Here is a 14,404-nt window from a genome sequence, read left to right on the forward strand (position 1 = left end):
AGTCTGCTGAGGTCCCCTCCCCCGACGGGAACACCCCAGTCACGCAGCAGATCCAACCGGTTACTGCCCACAAGGGATACGCGACCCTCACAGGCCGCCGAGACCGACTCTGGTTCCGCCAGCGCCACCTCACACGTCGAAGGCGGATCACATCCGGGTCCGTACTTCTCAAGGAGTGAATTCATACATGACGACAAGTATCGACGCGGTAATCCCGGACCGGTTCGCGAAGTACCTCGACCGCGACTTCAAAATGCTGATCGGAGGCGCCCTGGTCGGGGCGACCTCAGGGCGCACGTTCGCCACGACCTCGCCCGTCACCGAGACGGTGATCGCCCATGTACCGGACGGGGGTGAGGATGACGTTGCCGCCGCGGTGGTGGCAGCGGACCAGGCGCGCAAGGGGTGGGCGGCGACCACCGCAACGGATCGAGCTGCGGTTGTGCGCCGAATCGCCGACGTGATCGAAGCGCACACAGAGGAACTCGCCGCGCTCGATACCCTGGACGCAGGTTCCCCCATCAGCAATGCTCGTGCCGATGTCGCCATGGCCGTCGAGCACTTGCGGATGTTCGCCAATCTCGCACTCGAGATCAAGGGAACCACCATTCCGGCGAGCAGCAACATCCACATGACCGTGCGCGAACCGATCGGAATCACTGCCCGCATCGTTCCGTTCAACCATCCCCTGATGTTCGCCTGCAAGTTCGCGGCCCCGCTGGTTGCCGGCAATTGTGTGCTGGTCAAGCCGCCGGAGGTGGCGCCACTGTCGGCCCTTCGGTTGGGCGAACTCCTCGCTCCCGTCGTCCCCGCCGGCGTGTTGTCCTTCCTCGTCGGTGACGGACCCGCGGTGCCGCGGGCGATTGTTCGGCACCCGAAGGTTCGGCGGATCGGATTCATTGGCAGCGAGGCCACCGGCAGGGCGATTCAACGCGACGCCGCGGAGACCGGCGTCAAGGACGTCACCCTCGAGCTCGGTGGCAAGAACGCGATGGTCGTCTTTCCCGACGCCGACCTCGACAAAGCTGCAGCAGGTGCCGTATTCGGGATGAACTTCACCTGGTCCGGACAGTCATGTGGGTCCAACTCGCGGCTCCTGGTCCACGAGAGTATCGCTGATCAGCTCACCGCGAAGGTGGTCTCCGAAGTCGAGGCTCGGACGATAGGAAGCCCCTTCGACGACAACTGCGAACAGGGAACGATGGTCTCCCAGCGCCAGTACGATCGGGCGCTCGAGTACATCGAGATCGCCAAGGCCGAGGGCGCGACCGTACTTACCGGTGGCGGCCGACCGGATGGTTTCGATCACGGATTCTACGTTCGCCCCACCGTTCTCGGTGGCGTGCAGCCGGAATCGAGGATCGCCCAGGAGGAGGTGTTCGGTCCGGTCCTGTCGATCATCACCTTCAGCGACGAGGACGAGGCCATCGCGATCGCCAACAGCGTCGAGTACGGGCTCACCGCGAGCGTCTGGACCCAGAACATTACCCGCGCGCACCGGGTGATCGGCCAACTCGAGGCCGGCTACACATGGATAAACGGATCCTCACGCCACTTCCCGAACGTGCCCTTCGGGGGGTACAAGGCATCCGGAGTCGGGCGCGAGGAGAGCATCGAAGAACTCCTCAGTTACACCGAGCTCAAGGCCATCAACATCATGCTTTGAGTACTCCGAAACCCCTCTCGCCCAACCACTACGAAGGACACACCTCATGGCTTACGTCATCGGCATCGACACCGGCGGCACGTTCACCGACGCGTTCGTCGCCGACCAGAACAATCGTCTGGCCGCCGCGAAAACCCCCTCCACACCCCCGGACTTCTCACTCGGGTTCCTCAATGCCGTCGACGACTTGGCGTTGGAACTGGACCTGACGACCGCGCAGTTGCTCGCCGACACCGACTACATCGTGCACGGCACCACCTCGACCCTCAACGCACTCGTCACCGGCGACGTCGCGAAGGTCGGGTTCTTGACCACGAAGGGGCACGCCGACTCGATCTCGATCATGAACTTGGAGGGCCGCTACGCGGGTCTGGGCACCGATCAGGTGCAGCAGATGGCCCGCACAGCCAAGCCCGCCGGTCTGGTACCCCGCGAGTTGGTGTTCGAGGTCGACGAACGCATCGACTACAAGGGTGCCGTGATCGTGCCCCTGGACGAGCAAGGGGTGCGTGAGTCGGTCCGCGAGATGCTGTCGGTCGGGGTCGAATCGATTGCGGTGTCGCTGCTGTGGTCGTTCCGCAACCCCCAGCACGAATTGCGCATTCGCGAGATCATCAAGGAAGAAAGCGCCGACATGTACGTCGCGCTGTCCAGTGAGGTCAGTCCCCGCATCCGCGAGTATCCGCGCAATGTCACAACCATCATGAACACCCAGGTCGGTCCCCGGCTCGCGGCCTACCTGCGGCCCCTCGAGGAGGAGCTGAAGAACCGCGGCTTCACCGGCACCCTGCTGGTGATGCAGGGATCCGGTGGCTGCGTCTCGTCCCAGGACGCCCCCAAGCACGCCGTCACCACCATCGGTTCGGTACTGACCGGCGGTGTAGTCGGTTGCATCAACCTGGCCAACGCACTTGGGCACCGGAATGTGATCTCGACCGACATGGGCGGCACCACCTTCCTCGTGGGCCTGGTCTCTGACGGTAAACCGGTGACCACCACCTCGACCGTGCTCAACCAGTACACCATCAGTACACCCATGGTCGACGTCCACACGATCGGCTCCGGTGGCGGAGCCATCGCATGGGTCGACGCGGGCGGCAACCTGCGGGTGGGACCTCGCAGCGCCGGGGCCCGTCCCGGCCCCGCCTGTTACGGCGAGGGCGGCACCGAGCCCACCGTGACCGACGCCGATGTCGTACTGGGGATCGTCAACCCGGCCAACTTTCTGGGTGGCAAGAAGTCCCTGTCCAAGGCACTCGCCGTCGAAGCGATCCGCAGCCATATCGCCGAGCCGCTCGGTCTGTCGGTCACCGATGCCGCGCAGGCGATCTACGCCATCCAGAATGCTCAGACCGCCGACCTGGTGCGCAAGGTCGTCGTCAACTCCGGGCAGGACCCTCGCGACTTCATCCTCTATTCGTTCGGTGGCGCCGGCCCGGTCCACGCCGCCAGCTACTCCGCGGACCTGGGTGTCGAGGCGGTCGTCGTGCCCATCGGCTCGACCGCTGCGGTGTTCTCCGCGTATGGCCTGGCGTCGTCGGACATTGTGCTCACCGCGGAACGGTCACAGCCACATAACTTCCCGCCCGAACCGGACGTGGTGAACACCACGTTCGAGGTCCTCGAGGATGAACTTCGTCAGCGGCTCATCGAGCAGGGGCTCGAGTTCGACACCATCGCGTTCGAGCGGGAAGCGGACATCAGGTACACGATGCAGATGACCGAGGTATCCACACCGGTGGCCACCGGCAAACTGGATGTCCACGATATCGACGCCATCGGAAAGGAATTCGAGCGACTCTACGAAAACATCTACGGCAAGGGATCGGGCTTCAGTGAAGCCGGCCTGCAGATCATCACCTACCGTGTCCGCGCGATCGGCCAACTCCACATTCGTCCGGTACTGCCCGAACACCAACTCGTCGACGAACCGGCCCAGCCGAGCGGGACTCGGGAAGTGTTCCTCGACGTAGTGCACGGAGTCGAACCCACCACGATCTACGACTACACCCAGTTGGGTTCCGGTCACCGAATCGAAGGACCCGCCGTCGTCGAGGCACCCACGACGACCGTCGCGCTCCCCCGCGGCACCACCACGACGGTCGACCGTCTCGGCAACCTCGTCATCCGCTACGACTCCGCACGCAAGGAGAACTGATCATGCCCACAGTACCGATCTCGGGTTCCGAGCGCTTCGCCTCCCAGCCTCCACCGATCGCCCCCGGACAGAGCCGAATCGGCAAGGTCGGGCTGCATATCGTCGGCGAGGACGCCATCGACGGGCTCGATCCGTTGACCTATGAAGTCGTCCGACACCGCCTCGCCGCGATCACCGAGGAGATGGGTGATGCGATCAAACGGATGAGTGGTTCGGTTGTCGTGACCGACTGCAACGACTTCGGCGCCGCGATCATGGACGAGGCCGGCGACACCGTCCAGGTCGGGCTCTACAACATGCAACTCGCCGCGTCCCTCGACATGGCCGCGAAGTGGACTCTGGCCAATCGCAGCACAACTCCCGGGATCGAACCCGGCGACATGTTCCTGTGTAATGACCCCTGGGTCGGTGGCGGCCTGCACCAGAACGACGTCACGATCCTCGCCCCGCTGTTCCATGACGGCGAGTTGTTCGCCTGGACCGGGGCGGTCGCCCACCAGGTCGACCTCGGCGGTGTCTCCCCCGGAAGCTGGTCCGTCGACGGGATGGACGTGTTCTGGGAATCGATCCCCGTGCCACCGGTCAAGCTGGTGGAAGGCGGCGAACTCCGTCCGGACATCGAGGACCTGTACCTGAGGCGGTCACGGGTACCCAAGCTCGTCGCCCTTGACCTCCGCGCCAAGATCGGCGCCAACAATGTCGCGCACGACCGGCTGACCGCCCTGATCACCAAGTACGGTCCCACCACCGTCAAGGCCGTGATGAAGCGGATGATGAACGATGCCGAAGCACGGGTGCGGGCAAAGCTCGCTGATCTGCCCGATGGCACCTGGGGCGCGGTCGCGCACCAGGACGGCGGCCGCGCCGGCGACCGCGACATTCACAAGATCGTGCTGAACATGACCAAGACGGCCGACAAACTGATCTTCGACTTCACCGGCACCGACCCACAGGTCGACGGCATCATCAACTGCACCCTCGCCGGCCTCCGCGGCGGCATCATGCCGATTCTGCTGACCATGCTCTGCCCCGACATCCCTTGGGCCCCTGGCGGTATCTACCGCGCCGTGGAAGTCATCAGCGAACCCGGCACGATCAACAACTGCACCTTCCCCGCCGGCGTCGGCAAGGCCTCGGTCGGTTCGGCTTGGGCCACCCAAAACGCCGTTTCGGAGACGGTGGCGTCGATGCTCGCCACCCACCCGGTGCACTCCAAGCAGTTGATGAGCGTGTGCTGCGGGTCATGGGACCTGACCATCCTCGCCGGTGTCGACCAGCGCGGCAGCGGATTCGTCACCATGCTCTGCGACGCGATGGCCGGTGGCCTCGGAGCAAAGGTCGACGGTGACGGAGTCGACACCGGGGGCGAAAATTGCATCCCGATGGGCAGGGTCGCCGATGTCGAAATCAACGAATTCAGTTTCCCGATCCTGTACCTGTGGAGGCGCGAGGAAGCTGACTCCGGTGGAGCCGGTCGGTACCGAGGCGGTGTAGGCGCATCGAGCTGCTTCGTGCCGCACGACTCCCCCGTCGGCGACGTGCACCTGGTCATCTCCGCACCGGGCAAGGCCGTTCCCCAGGCCCCCGGCCTCTCCGGCGGCTACCCGGCAGCCACACAGTACGACGTTCTGGTGCGCAACTCCTCTGTCCGGGATCAGTTGGCGTCCGGAGTTCTTCCGACATCCCTCGAAGACATGGGTGGCGAGCTGCAAACAGTTCCCCCGCATCTGGAGACCGAACTGGGTACGGCCGACGTCTACTACACGCACTGGCAGGGTGGCGGCGGCATGGGTGATCCTTTCCTGCGCCAGCCGGAGTTGGTCGCCGCCGATGTCCGCAATCGCAAGGTGTCCCACCGGGCCGCCATCGAAATCTACGGTGTCGTCCTCGATGCGCACGGTGAGGTCGACCCCGCGGAAACCACTCGCCATCGCAGTGCGGCCCGCGCGGCCCGCGCTGGATTGCCCATCGCGGCATCGAAGTAGGAGCACCATGATGAAGATCGACGACAACCTCGAGACCACCGACGACGGCCGGGTGGTGTGCTCGCATTGCGGCGCCGAGTTGGGCAAGTCCGTGCATGAACCGCTATCCGCTGCCCTTCGCCACGAGTCGGCGTCGACAAACGCCGGTCCGGGAATCAAGGCGGACCCCGCACTGTTCACCGACCGGCCGATTGTGCTGCGGCAGCAGTTCTGTCCAGGGTGCCTGGTATTGCTGTCCACCGAAGTGACGCCGGGAGATGAACCCGAGTACCGGAAGTGGACTTTCGCATGACCTACTCCGGACTCGACAGCAAGGTCGTCGTCGTCACCGGCGCCGCGCAAGGTATCGGCCTGGGCTACGCACAGCGGCTGGCAAAGGAAGGGGCAACCGTCGCACTCGTCGACCGCTCCGAGCGCATTCACGACGCGGCTGAGGGAATCGGCTCCGCCCACGTCGTCGACGTCTCGGATCCGGACAGCTGCGCGGCGCTGGCCGCGGCCCTCGACAGTCGTTACGGGCGGATCGACGGACTTCTCAACAATGCGGCCATCTTCTCCACCCTCGAGATGAAGCCGTTCTGGGAGATCACCGTGGAGGAATGGGACCTGCTGATGGCGGTGAATCTTCGGGGACCGTGGTTGGTCACCTCGTCGATGCTGCCTTTGCTCCGCAAATCGGCGGCCGCGAGCGTGGTAAACGTGGGCGCCGACGCGGTGAACATGGGTCGGCCCGGCTATCTCCACTATGTAGCCAGTAAGGGTGGGGTCACGGGCATGACGTTCTCGATGTCCCATGAACTCGGGGAGTTCGGGATCCGGGTGAACACCCTCTCGCACGGCCCGATCTACACCGAAGTGGCCCGGGAAACGGTCAGCCCCGCCCAGAAGGAAGCGATGATCGCCCGCCAGGCGCTCCACCGCACCGGGGGCCCCGACGACCTGACCTCCCTTGCTGCCTTCTTGCTCTCCGACGACAGCAGCTATCTCACCGGACAAACAATCTCGGTCAACGGTGGACTGATCCACAGATAAGGAACCACTAGTGTCACAAGATATTCGGGAGCTCGTCTCCCTGTCGAGCCGCATCCTGGCCGACGACGGTCAGGGCGACTTCATCTGGGGTCACAGCTCGGCACGCGACCCGGAGGGGCGGGGCATCTGGATCAAACCCAGCGGCCTCGGCCTCGAGGAAATCACGCCTGAAACCGTGCAGTTGGTTGGCCATGACGGGACGCTCCTCGAGGGCTCCGGCGCGGTGCAGTTCGAATACCCCATTCACACCGAAATCATGGCGGCCCGCCCGGAGGTCGGCGGGGTGGTACACACTCACGCGCCGAACGCCGTCGCGCTCGCCGCTGCCGGCGTCGACCTCCTCCCGGTCAGCCACGCGGCGAACTATTTTGTCCCACCACAGGTCCCCCGGTATACCGACACCGCAGACCTCATCATGACCCAAGAACTCGGTATCGATGTCGCGAAATGCCTGGACTCTGCGCAAGCGCTGTTCCTCGTCAACCACGGCATCGTCACCGTCGGACCCGACCTTCAGACTGCCACCATGGCGGCGCTCCTGCTCGAGCAGGCCGCAGCGCAACAACTGCGCACACTGAGTTTCGGGGGGACGCCCTCCTACTCCGACGAAGCTGAATCCTTGTCCAAGCGCGACCACATTTACAACGAGATCGCCCTCGCCAAGGCTTGGGACTACCTCGTACGGAAAGTCACCACTCGATGAGCCCGCTCACGGGCGTCAGCTGCGGCTGATATCCCAGCAAGTTGGCTGGATGGCCCTCGCGTAGGGCCATCCAGCCAACTATTGCCGCCGGCGCAACCCCGGGTTTCGGCGAGACCTGCCACATTGCATGCACCGCGAGTAGCCGCGTCGAGGCGCGTGGTCGCGAACCGGCCACGACGTGTCCTCGCGGCCGGTCGACGATCCCGGTCGATGTCGGGCGGTAATTGCGCCCGAAGTCCACTCGGCCCTAGCATCTCAAAAGGCGACTGGGCCCGGCAGCTGGTGCCGGGCCCAGTCGCTGTAGGCCGATAACGTATAGCTCTAACTGATCGAATCGAGCGCCTGGCTGCCGGCGAGTTCGCCGCCGTCGGCGATGAACTCGCTTCCGGTGGAGAAACTCGAGGCATCACTGGCGAGGTACACGATCAGGCTCGCAATCTCGTCAACTTCCCCGAAACGCTTCATCGGGTTGAGTTGCTCCGAGTTGAGTCCGTCAGTCATCGCAGTTCGCACCGAACCTGGATGCACGGAGTTCACCCGGATCTGCTTCGGCGCGAGTTCGAGGGCCAGCGACTTCGTCAGTCCGCGCACGCCGAACTTCGACGCCGCATAGCCGTGCAGGCCGGCGAAACCTTTGAAACCGGCCGTCGACGACACATTGACGATCGATGCAGGAGCGGAAGCCTCCAGATACGGTAGCGCCGCTTTGACCCCGAGAAACTGACCAGTCAAGTTGATCCCGATGATCCGGTTCCAATCCTCTGCCGAGGTGTCGTCGACCGAACCCATGGTCAATATCCCTGCATTGTTGATCAGAGTAGTGAGCTTGCCGAACGTTTCGACTGCCACCCTGACGATTTCAGCCCAGTCGTCGGTACTGGTCACGTCCAGATGCACGAACTCTGCCCGGTTTCCAAGTTCCTGCGCGAGATCCTTGCCTTCGTTGTCGAGAACGTCACCGATGATGACGCTGCCGCCTTCGCGGACGATGGCGCGGGCGTATGCCGCCCCCATTCCCCGCGCGCCGCCGGAGACGATCGCGACCTTGCCGGTCAGTTGAGTCATGAATTGCCTTCCGAAGGGCTAGGCCAGTGCTGGTTTCACTGGCGTGGAATAGATGCGTTAGGGCGATCTGTCACATCGACACCACCGCTATCGTGGGAAACCGCAGACCCAGCCACTTGGCCATGGATTCGCCGGCCAGGGTGGCACCTGAGGTCCGCCCCTCGACCAGTGCGGCTCCGAAGTGCTTTCCGGCGACCCGGACGTGGGCCTTGTCGTCACTGCCGAAAGCCTCGATCATTGCCCTGGCGTCGGCCGGGAAGCATGCCTGATCGCCGGTCAGCTCGACAAGCAGCACGGGGACGCGCACTCCGCCCGCACAACGGATCAAGTTCGCTCGACTCGATAGTGCCGACCAGGTCGACAGCCATGCCTCGGGCGTAGTGACCCGGCCGAATCCGACGATTCCGTAGTTGGTGAGGTCTGGTCGAGATCCGAACAGCGACCCGTAGGGCCGCTCGTTGCGGTCGATCGACAGATCGACCGAACGCAGATCCGCATCGGTACGGTGAACCACGATGACCCCCGAGGCGAGGGCCTCCCGCCGATCGACGGCATCGTGTGTGGACGAATAGCGTGACCGCGCACGGGCCGATTCGGCGACTCGTTCACGCGCTCGCTCATCTATTTGTTGAATGCGGTCGCGCTGTGCTCGGCGATACTCGTGCACGAACTCCGCCGTGTAATGGGACGAGTTCGGGGGCGCCTGGAAACCGTTCGCGGGATTGTAGGGATCGAGCATGGGGTCGACAGACAACGGATCGTCTTCGTCCGTGACGGACGGGTCGATGACCCGTTCCAGTAGTTTTCCCTGTCCAACGTGTGGCGCCATCAATAGCAGCCCGTCGGGAACCGGCATCGTCGCGTCCTGCAGCGGGACCGGCTTCCCTCCTGGGGTGGTGTGGTCGCGCAACCCAGGTTCGAGCGATGCTTGTTCGATGTAGTAGGTGGCCAATGCCGCACCGCCCGAATGCCCGACGGATACGACATGATCAAAACCGTACTCGCGCAGAAAGAGATGGCCTGCTGCCATGTCGAGAAGTGCTTGCTCGTGGAGCAATGTCATGTCGTTGAGACCCGTGCGAGTGTTCTGGGTCCATACGGCGTAGCCGTGGCGCAGCAGTTCGGGCACGAGCACGTGATGGGAGAAATCCTGCCGCGGGTGCATCAGCACCGCCACCGTCGTCGCGCCGGGAACTGTACGGAGTAGGCCGGCAACGGTGGCACCGTCGTGGGTGGTCAGTTCGTGTGCGCTGACCACCGTGCTGTGCGGGACGTCATTCGCGGTGATGTACCGCCCGGCGCCCAGGTTCGCGCCTGGGCGGCTCATCTCCGCGTCACCCGTAGCGCGTCCTTGTCCTGCTGGACGATGATCGAATCCTCGAGACCCGCAATCGCGCTGTACCACACCGCGTGCCGACAGCCAGTGGCACGACGGTCGATAATCAGCTCGTCGTCGGCGGTGATCCGAAAGTATGGTCCCACCTTGTCGATCGTCACCTGGGAGTCGCGCGCCGCGACGTCCACAACGCCCTCGTTCTCGGGCACTTCGAGCACGTAGATCCGTGCGGTCATGACTGCACCAACTTGCTGTCGGCGACGCTCTCGTTCAGCTGGGCAAGCTCCCATGCGGCGGCGCGTTGGACAATCAGTTCGGCCTTACGCGTGAGCAGTTTGTCCATCGACGGCGCTTCTCCCTGCGCCACTTCACACAGGGCGTCGATGGTCAGGGCTGCGTCCAGGTCCTCTTGTGGTGTGACCGGTCGCAGCGCACGAGTCAGTTCGATCATGTAGCCGTTCGGATCGTGTGTATAGATCGACTCGATCGTTTCGTGCATGACCTGCATCTCGACGGGCCAGTCGGACTCATCCAGCCGTCGGCGGTACTCGAGCAAATCTTCCTCGTCCTCCACGTGGATCGCGAGATGACGGGAGTTGAGGAAGAACTCGGGAACGTCCGGTGTGAACTGCGCCCACGCGTCGCCTGGTGCGCCGGCGTCGCGGTACGGCTCGAGCCCGAAGTAGTAGAAGAACGCGATCCGGTCGTCATTACCGATGTCGAAAAAGAAGTGGATGAAGTCGGGGTGCTTCTGCGGCCCCCACCCGGCGGCGCAGATCGAGTGCACGACAGGGAATTTCAGAACGTCACGATAGAACTTGACCGTCCCGGCCGGGTCGAATGTAGGAAAGGCCGTGTGATCGACTCCTTGGACGCGGTGCACACTCTTAGCGGTGGCCATCGCTCCTCCTTACTGTTTGGTCTTGATCCGGTATTAGCTCGCGGGCACTGGCGCGTCGATCCGCAACAGCGATCCGGCGTTCGGAATATCGACGGGGATGTCGAGGCTGCGCAGGATCTTGTAGGCGCCGGCGGTCGCCGCGGAGATGACGGGCACTCCCAGTTCTTTCTCGGCGGCGTCGACCAGATCGAGGGAGGGCATCTGCACGCAGGCGGAGATGACGACGACGTCGACGCCCTCGAGGTCGAGGCTGCGGGCAGCGTCCATCACCCGTTCGCCGGGAATGCATCCGACGTCACTGTTGTCGGCGACTTCGAGTGCACGCCAGTCCGCGACCGTGATTCCCTCGGCCTCGATGTACTCGACCACCTTCTCTGCCAGGGGCTTCATATAGGGCATGACGAGTGCGACTCGGCGGGCGCCCATGTCCTCGAGTGTGGAGACGAGGCAGCCGGCGCTCGAGAGCACCTTCGTGCTGGATCCGCCGGTTGCGAGTTGTTCGGCGACCGCCAGTTCGACGTTGCGATGCTCACCGGTTCCGGTGGCCATGATCGCGACGAGACAGGCGTAGAGCACCGCGTCGACACCGGCATCCCCGATTTCCAGGACGCACCGCTCGCGTTGGGCGTTCATGGCGCGGATTTCCTCGGGGGTTACTGCGTGCATCCGCATGCGGCTGGCGTGGAAGCTGAAGTCCACTCCTTCGACGCGGGACAGCAGGCGGGGCATCTCAGTTTCGACTGTCACGTTCGAACTCGGCACGATCAGGCCAATTCGCTTCACCATGGGCGGTGCACTCCGATCAATTTCGACGAATACGACAACTATCCGACGCTTCCGTCAATTTGTCAATGGTTGGGGATACTGCTACTGGTCGACTGCGGACTCCGCCGCCAGTTTCCGGGCGACATCCTCGCGGAGGTCCTTCTTGGAGACCTTGCCGATGTTGGTGAGCGGGAGGGAGGTCACGATCTCCACCCGCTCCGGAAGCTTGTACTTCGCCAGACCCTCGCCGAGCAGGAATGCCGCCAGCGCAGGAACATCGAGCGAATCGGCGTCCTCTTCCAGGATCAGGTAGGCGCAGACTTTCTCGCCTAGCACCCGATCGGGCATGGCGACGAGGGCGGCGTTGGCAACGTGGGGGTGGCGGAGGATCAACTCCTCGACTTCTTCCGCGTGAATCTTCTCGACGCCGCGGTTGATGACGTCCTTGATCCGCCCCTCGATCGAGTAGACGGTCGTGCCGTCGATGACGTGCGCACGCGCCAGATCGCCGGTGCGGTAGAACCCGTCCGACGTGAACGAGGCGGCGTTGTGATGCTCGGCCCGGTAATAGCCACGGATCGTGTAGGGGCCTCGGGCGCAGAACTCCCCGACCTCGCCGAGAGGTACGGGTCGGTCCGTTCCCGGCTCGACGATACGAATCTCGTCTGACTCGGAGATCGGCCGCCCCACGGTGTGGTGGCGTACGTCCTCGGAGGCGCCGGGAGGGGTGACCAGGAACATTCCCTCCGCCATTCCGAACTTCTGACGGATCGCGATCCCGAGGTCGTCGCGCAGCCGCTCGGCAAATTCAGGGGGGAACTTCTGGCCACCGACAACGAAGTCGGAAAGAGACGAGAAGTCGACTGCTTGACTGCGGGGATCCTCCAGGATCCGAATCGCAACGGCGGGGGGAACCAGCGGCATCGAGTCTGGCCGCTCGGCACCGATCAAGTCGAGGATGACCCCGGTGTCAGCGGAGGGCGCCAGAACCAACGTCGCACCACTCAACAGCGCCGGCTGTAACCCGAGCGCGATTCCCGCATTGTGCATGATGGGAAGCGGATAGAGCACCACGGCGCCGGGGCCCCAGTTCAGAAGTTCCGCCCAAGCCCGGGCGTTGTATGCGTATTCTTCGTGCAGTCGTGGAGCGACTTTCGGCAGACCGGTGGTACCACCGGAAAGCTGGAATACAGCAATCTGCTCGGGATCGACCTGATTGAAAGCCAGCTGCGAAACGGTGGCCCCGGCGCCGGCCGTGAGGATCTCCTCGAAACCGATAGCACCTGTGAATGGAGCACCCCGGCTGACGACGACTTCGGTGATCGCACCGTTCGCGAGCAACGATCGGGCCTGCTCCGGCAGTTGCCCGCGTCCGAAGTCCGACTGGACGTACAGGCCTCGGGCGCCGATGTGTTCAGCGAGCAAACGGATCTCGCGTTCACCGTGCTGGGGCAGTGTGCACACCGGCCGAAGGCCCGCCAGCAGGCTTCCCACGTATGCCACCACCGTCTCGGCGACGTTGCCCATCTGGAACATCACCGCATCGCCGGGTTCCAGCGTGGTTGCCGCCGACAGGCCACTGGCGAAGGCGCTCGCCTTGCCCAATAGCTCTCCGTACGACCAGCGAACGTCCGGGGTGACGAGGGCGATGCGCTCTCGATGCGTCTCGGCGGACTCGACCAGTTCGGCGGGAAGTGTGCGGCCACTCCACAACCCTTTGGCCCGGTACTCCTCGCGGAGATGTTCGGGGTACGGCACCAATCCGGGATCTTCGACGCTCATGTCCCGAGGGTACGAGCCAGCGATATTCGACATATTCGTCAATATATAGACGGTTACGTCACAAGTCAATAACTTCTTGCCATGCTTCTCGGGAGGCTCCGCAGGCCGCGGGCATAATCGGCGTATGCCGAAGCCGACGACCAAGAGCCCCGCCCGCCACGAAATGGTGATGGACAAGTTGATGCAAGCCGCGGAACGCTTGTTCGCACAGCAGGGTGTTGCGGGCACCTCGCTGCAAGAACTTGCCGATGCGGTGGGGCTTACACGCACCGGCATTTACCACTACGTCAAGAACAAGGACGAGATGCTCGAAGCCCTGGTCAAGGGTTTCACCCTCGAGACCGCTGAGGAGCTGCAACGACTCGCCGAGGACTCGACCGCCCCAGCGCTGGATCGTTTGCGCGAGGGCGTGACCGCCATGGCAGCCAAGGTCGCCGAGCATCCACAGCGATTCCGACTCCTGCTCACCAGCGAGGAAGCCTTTCCGGAACCGATCGCATCTCAGCATCGGGCGGCTCGTCGAGACACGCTCCAGGCGTTGACCGACATGGTCGCCCAGGCGATCACCGAAGACTCCTGCCGTCCGGTGGACCCCGAATTGGCCGCCTTTTCCCTTGCGGGCGTGGCGAACTGGGTCGCCTTCTGGTACCCGCGGAAGGAGGGGGCCGCGTCGGGTGCGCCCCGAGACATCGCAGCCGCCCTTACCGATATCGCACTCGGCGGACTGCTCAGCACTCGTGAAACAGATGGTGCCCAGGGAGTTCCCGCCGCGCTTGCACTGCTGAAGGAAGATGTCGATCGCCTGACGCACCTGCTGTCGGAGACGTCCACATCCTGAGCAGGACCGGAATCCGGGGGCGAGTTAACGTCTTCGCCCCCGGACCCACTCTCGGCGCGACTGATCAGCAACCGGCACCGGCGATGACTTCTGATCTCGGCACTCGACCTCCGATCGATCATGCCGTTACTGCCGTCCTGTCTCCTCGGGCGTGCCGCAGATCTTCGAGTGAG

The 14,404-nt window shown here is 63.9% G+C and carries 13 protein-coding genes; 7 read left to right on the forward strand and 6 right to left on the reverse strand.

What is annotated here, in order from left to right; translation table 11 throughout:
• Positions 1 to 187: 187 nt before the first annotated feature.
• The 6 genes from G9373_RS19650 to G9373_RS19670 are packed head-to-tail and all read left to right on the forward strand — an operon-like array spanning position 188 to position 7,544.
• Positions 188 to 1,666 carry an aldehyde dehydrogenase family protein gene (locus tag G9373_RS19650; RefSeq protein WP_167116319.1) on the forward strand — a complete coding sequence of 493 codons (1,479 nt, stop codon included), beginning with the start codon at positions 188 to 190 and terminating at the stop codon, positions 1,664 to 1,666.
• A 46-nt stretch (positions 1,667 to 1,712) separates the two neighbouring features.
• Complete coding sequence (locus tag G9373_RS19655) at positions 1,713 to 3,824, forward strand: hydantoinase/oxoprolinase family protein (RefSeq protein WP_167116321.1); 2,112 nt, start codon at positions 1,713 to 1,715, stop codon at positions 3,822 to 3,824.
• A 2-nt stretch (positions 3,825 to 3,826) separates the two neighbouring features.
• On the forward strand, positions 3,827 to 5,809 hold the full coding sequence (locus G9373_RS19660; RefSeq protein ID WP_061043757.1) for a hydantoinase B/oxoprolinase family protein: 1,983 nt from the start codon (positions 3,827 to 3,829) through the stop codon (positions 5,807 to 5,809).
• 7 nt (positions 5,810 to 5,816) lie between these two features.
• A complete protein-coding gene (locus tag G9373_RS46560) occupies positions 5,817 to 6,101 on the forward strand; it encodes a hypothetical protein (protein ID WP_240960630.1) in 285 nt (94 codons plus the stop codon).
• Positions 6,098 to 6,841, forward strand: a complete 744-nt coding sequence (locus tag G9373_RS19665) for an SDR family oxidoreductase (RefSeq protein WP_167116324.1) — start codon at positions 6,098 to 6,100, stop codon at positions 6,839 to 6,841. Before G9373_RS46560 ends, G9373_RS19665 begins: the two co-directional genes overlap by 4 nt.
• A 10-nt stretch (positions 6,842 to 6,851) precedes the next feature.
• Positions 6,852 to 7,544, forward strand: coding sequence for a class II aldolase/adducin family protein (locus G9373_RS19670; protein ID WP_167116327.1), 693 nt, complete (start codon positions 6,852 to 6,854; stop codon positions 7,542 to 7,544).
• Between the two features lie 321 nt (positions 7,545 to 7,865).
• Here the strand turns inward: G9373_RS19670 and G9373_RS19675 are convergent, their stop codons facing one another.
• From G9373_RS19675 to G9373_RS19700, 6 genes are all read right to left on the reverse strand, one after another.
• Positions 7,866 to 8,609: an SDR family oxidoreductase gene (locus G9373_RS19675; RefSeq protein ID WP_167116330.1), complete on the reverse strand. Its 744-nt coding sequence runs from the start codon at positions 8,607 to 8,609 to the stop codon at positions 7,866 to 7,868.
• Positions 8,610 to 8,679: 70 nt separating this feature from the next.
• Positions 8,680 to 9,936 carry an alpha/beta hydrolase gene (locus tag G9373_RS19680; RefSeq protein ID WP_167116333.1) on the reverse strand — a complete coding sequence of 419 codons (1,257 nt, stop codon included), beginning with the start codon at positions 9,934 to 9,936 and terminating at the stop codon, positions 8,680 to 8,682.
• Complete coding sequence (locus G9373_RS19685; RefSeq protein ID WP_061043763.1) at positions 9,933 to 10,181, reverse strand: hypothetical protein; 249 nt, start codon at positions 10,179 to 10,181, stop codon at positions 9,933 to 9,935. The genes G9373_RS19680 and G9373_RS19685 overlap by 4 nt, the downstream gene beginning before the upstream one ends.
• On the reverse strand, positions 10,178 to 10,846 hold the full coding sequence (locus G9373_RS19690) for a VOC family protein (protein ID WP_061043764.1): 669 nt from the start codon (positions 10,844 to 10,846) through the stop codon (positions 10,178 to 10,180). Before G9373_RS19690 ends, G9373_RS19685 begins: the two co-directional genes overlap by 4 nt.
• A 33-nt stretch (positions 10,847 to 10,879) precedes the next feature.
• The gene (locus tag G9373_RS19695; RefSeq protein WP_061043765.1) at positions 10,880 to 11,632 is read right to left on the reverse strand and encodes a maleate cis-trans isomerase; all 753 of its coding nucleotides are present in this window, start codon (positions 11,630 to 11,632) and stop codon (positions 10,880 to 10,882) included.
• An 81-nt stretch (positions 11,633 to 11,713) separates the two neighbouring features.
• Positions 11,714 to 13,393, reverse strand: a complete 1,680-nt coding sequence (locus tag G9373_RS19700) for an AMP-binding protein (RefSeq protein WP_167116336.1) — start codon at positions 13,391 to 13,393, stop codon at positions 11,714 to 11,716.
• Positions 13,394 to 13,556: 163 nt separating this feature from the next.
• On the opposite strand from G9373_RS19700, the gene G9373_RS19705 reads away from it, so the two are divergent.
• Positions 13,557 to 14,231, forward strand: coding sequence for a TetR/AcrR family transcriptional regulator (locus tag G9373_RS19705; protein ID WP_061043766.1), 675 nt, complete (start codon positions 13,557 to 13,559; stop codon positions 14,229 to 14,231).
• The last annotated feature ends 173 nt before the right edge of the window (positions 14,232 to 14,404 follow it).

Source organism: Rhodococcus sp. A14, assembly GCF_011603105.1.
GTDB lineage: Bacteria > Actinomycetota > Actinomycetes > Mycobacteriales > Mycobacteriaceae > Rhodococcus_F > Rhodococcus_F opacus.

Coding starts and splice junctions, on each gene's coding strand:
- G9373_RS19650 (WP_167116319.1), top strand. CDS start 188: ATGACGACAAGTATCGACGCGGTAATCCCGGACCGGTTCGCGAAGTAC.
- G9373_RS19655 (WP_167116321.1), top strand. CDS start 1,713: ATGGCTTACGTCATCGGCATCGACACCGGCGGCACGTTCACCGACGCG.
- G9373_RS19660 (WP_061043757.1), top strand. CDS start 3,827: ATGCCCACAGTACCGATCTCGGGTTCCGAGCGCTTCGCCTCCCAGCCT.
- G9373_RS46560 (WP_240960630.1), top strand. CDS start 5,817: ATGATGAAGATCGACGACAACCTCGAGACCACCGACGACGGCCGGGTG.
- G9373_RS19665 (WP_167116324.1), top strand. CDS start 6,098: ATGACCTACTCCGGACTCGACAGCAAGGTCGTCGTCGTCACCGGCGCC.
- G9373_RS19675 (WP_167116330.1), bottom strand. CDS start 8,609: ATGACTCAACTGACCGGCAAGGTCGCGATCGTCTCCGGCGGCGCGCGG.
- G9373_RS19680 (WP_167116333.1), bottom strand. CDS start 9,936: ATGAGCCGCCCAGGCGCGAACCTGGGCGCCGGGCGGTACATCACCGCG.
- G9373_RS19685 (WP_061043763.1), bottom strand. CDS start 10,181: ATGACCGCACGGATCTACGTGCTCGAAGTGCCCGAGAACGAGGGCGTT.
- G9373_RS19690 (WP_061043764.1), bottom strand. CDS start 10,846: ATGGCCACCGCTAAGAGTGTGCACCGCGTCCAAGGAGTCGATCACACG.
- G9373_RS19695 (WP_061043765.1), bottom strand. CDS start 11,632: ATGGTGAAGCGAATTGGCCTGATCGTGCCGAGTTCGAACGTGACAGTC.
- G9373_RS19700 (WP_167116336.1), bottom strand. CDS start 13,393: ATGAGCGTCGAAGATCCCGGATTGGTGCCGTACCCCGAACATCTCCGC.
- G9373_RS19705 (WP_061043766.1), top strand. CDS start 13,557: ATGGTGATGGACAAGTTGATGCAAGCCGCGGAACGCTTGTTCGCACAG.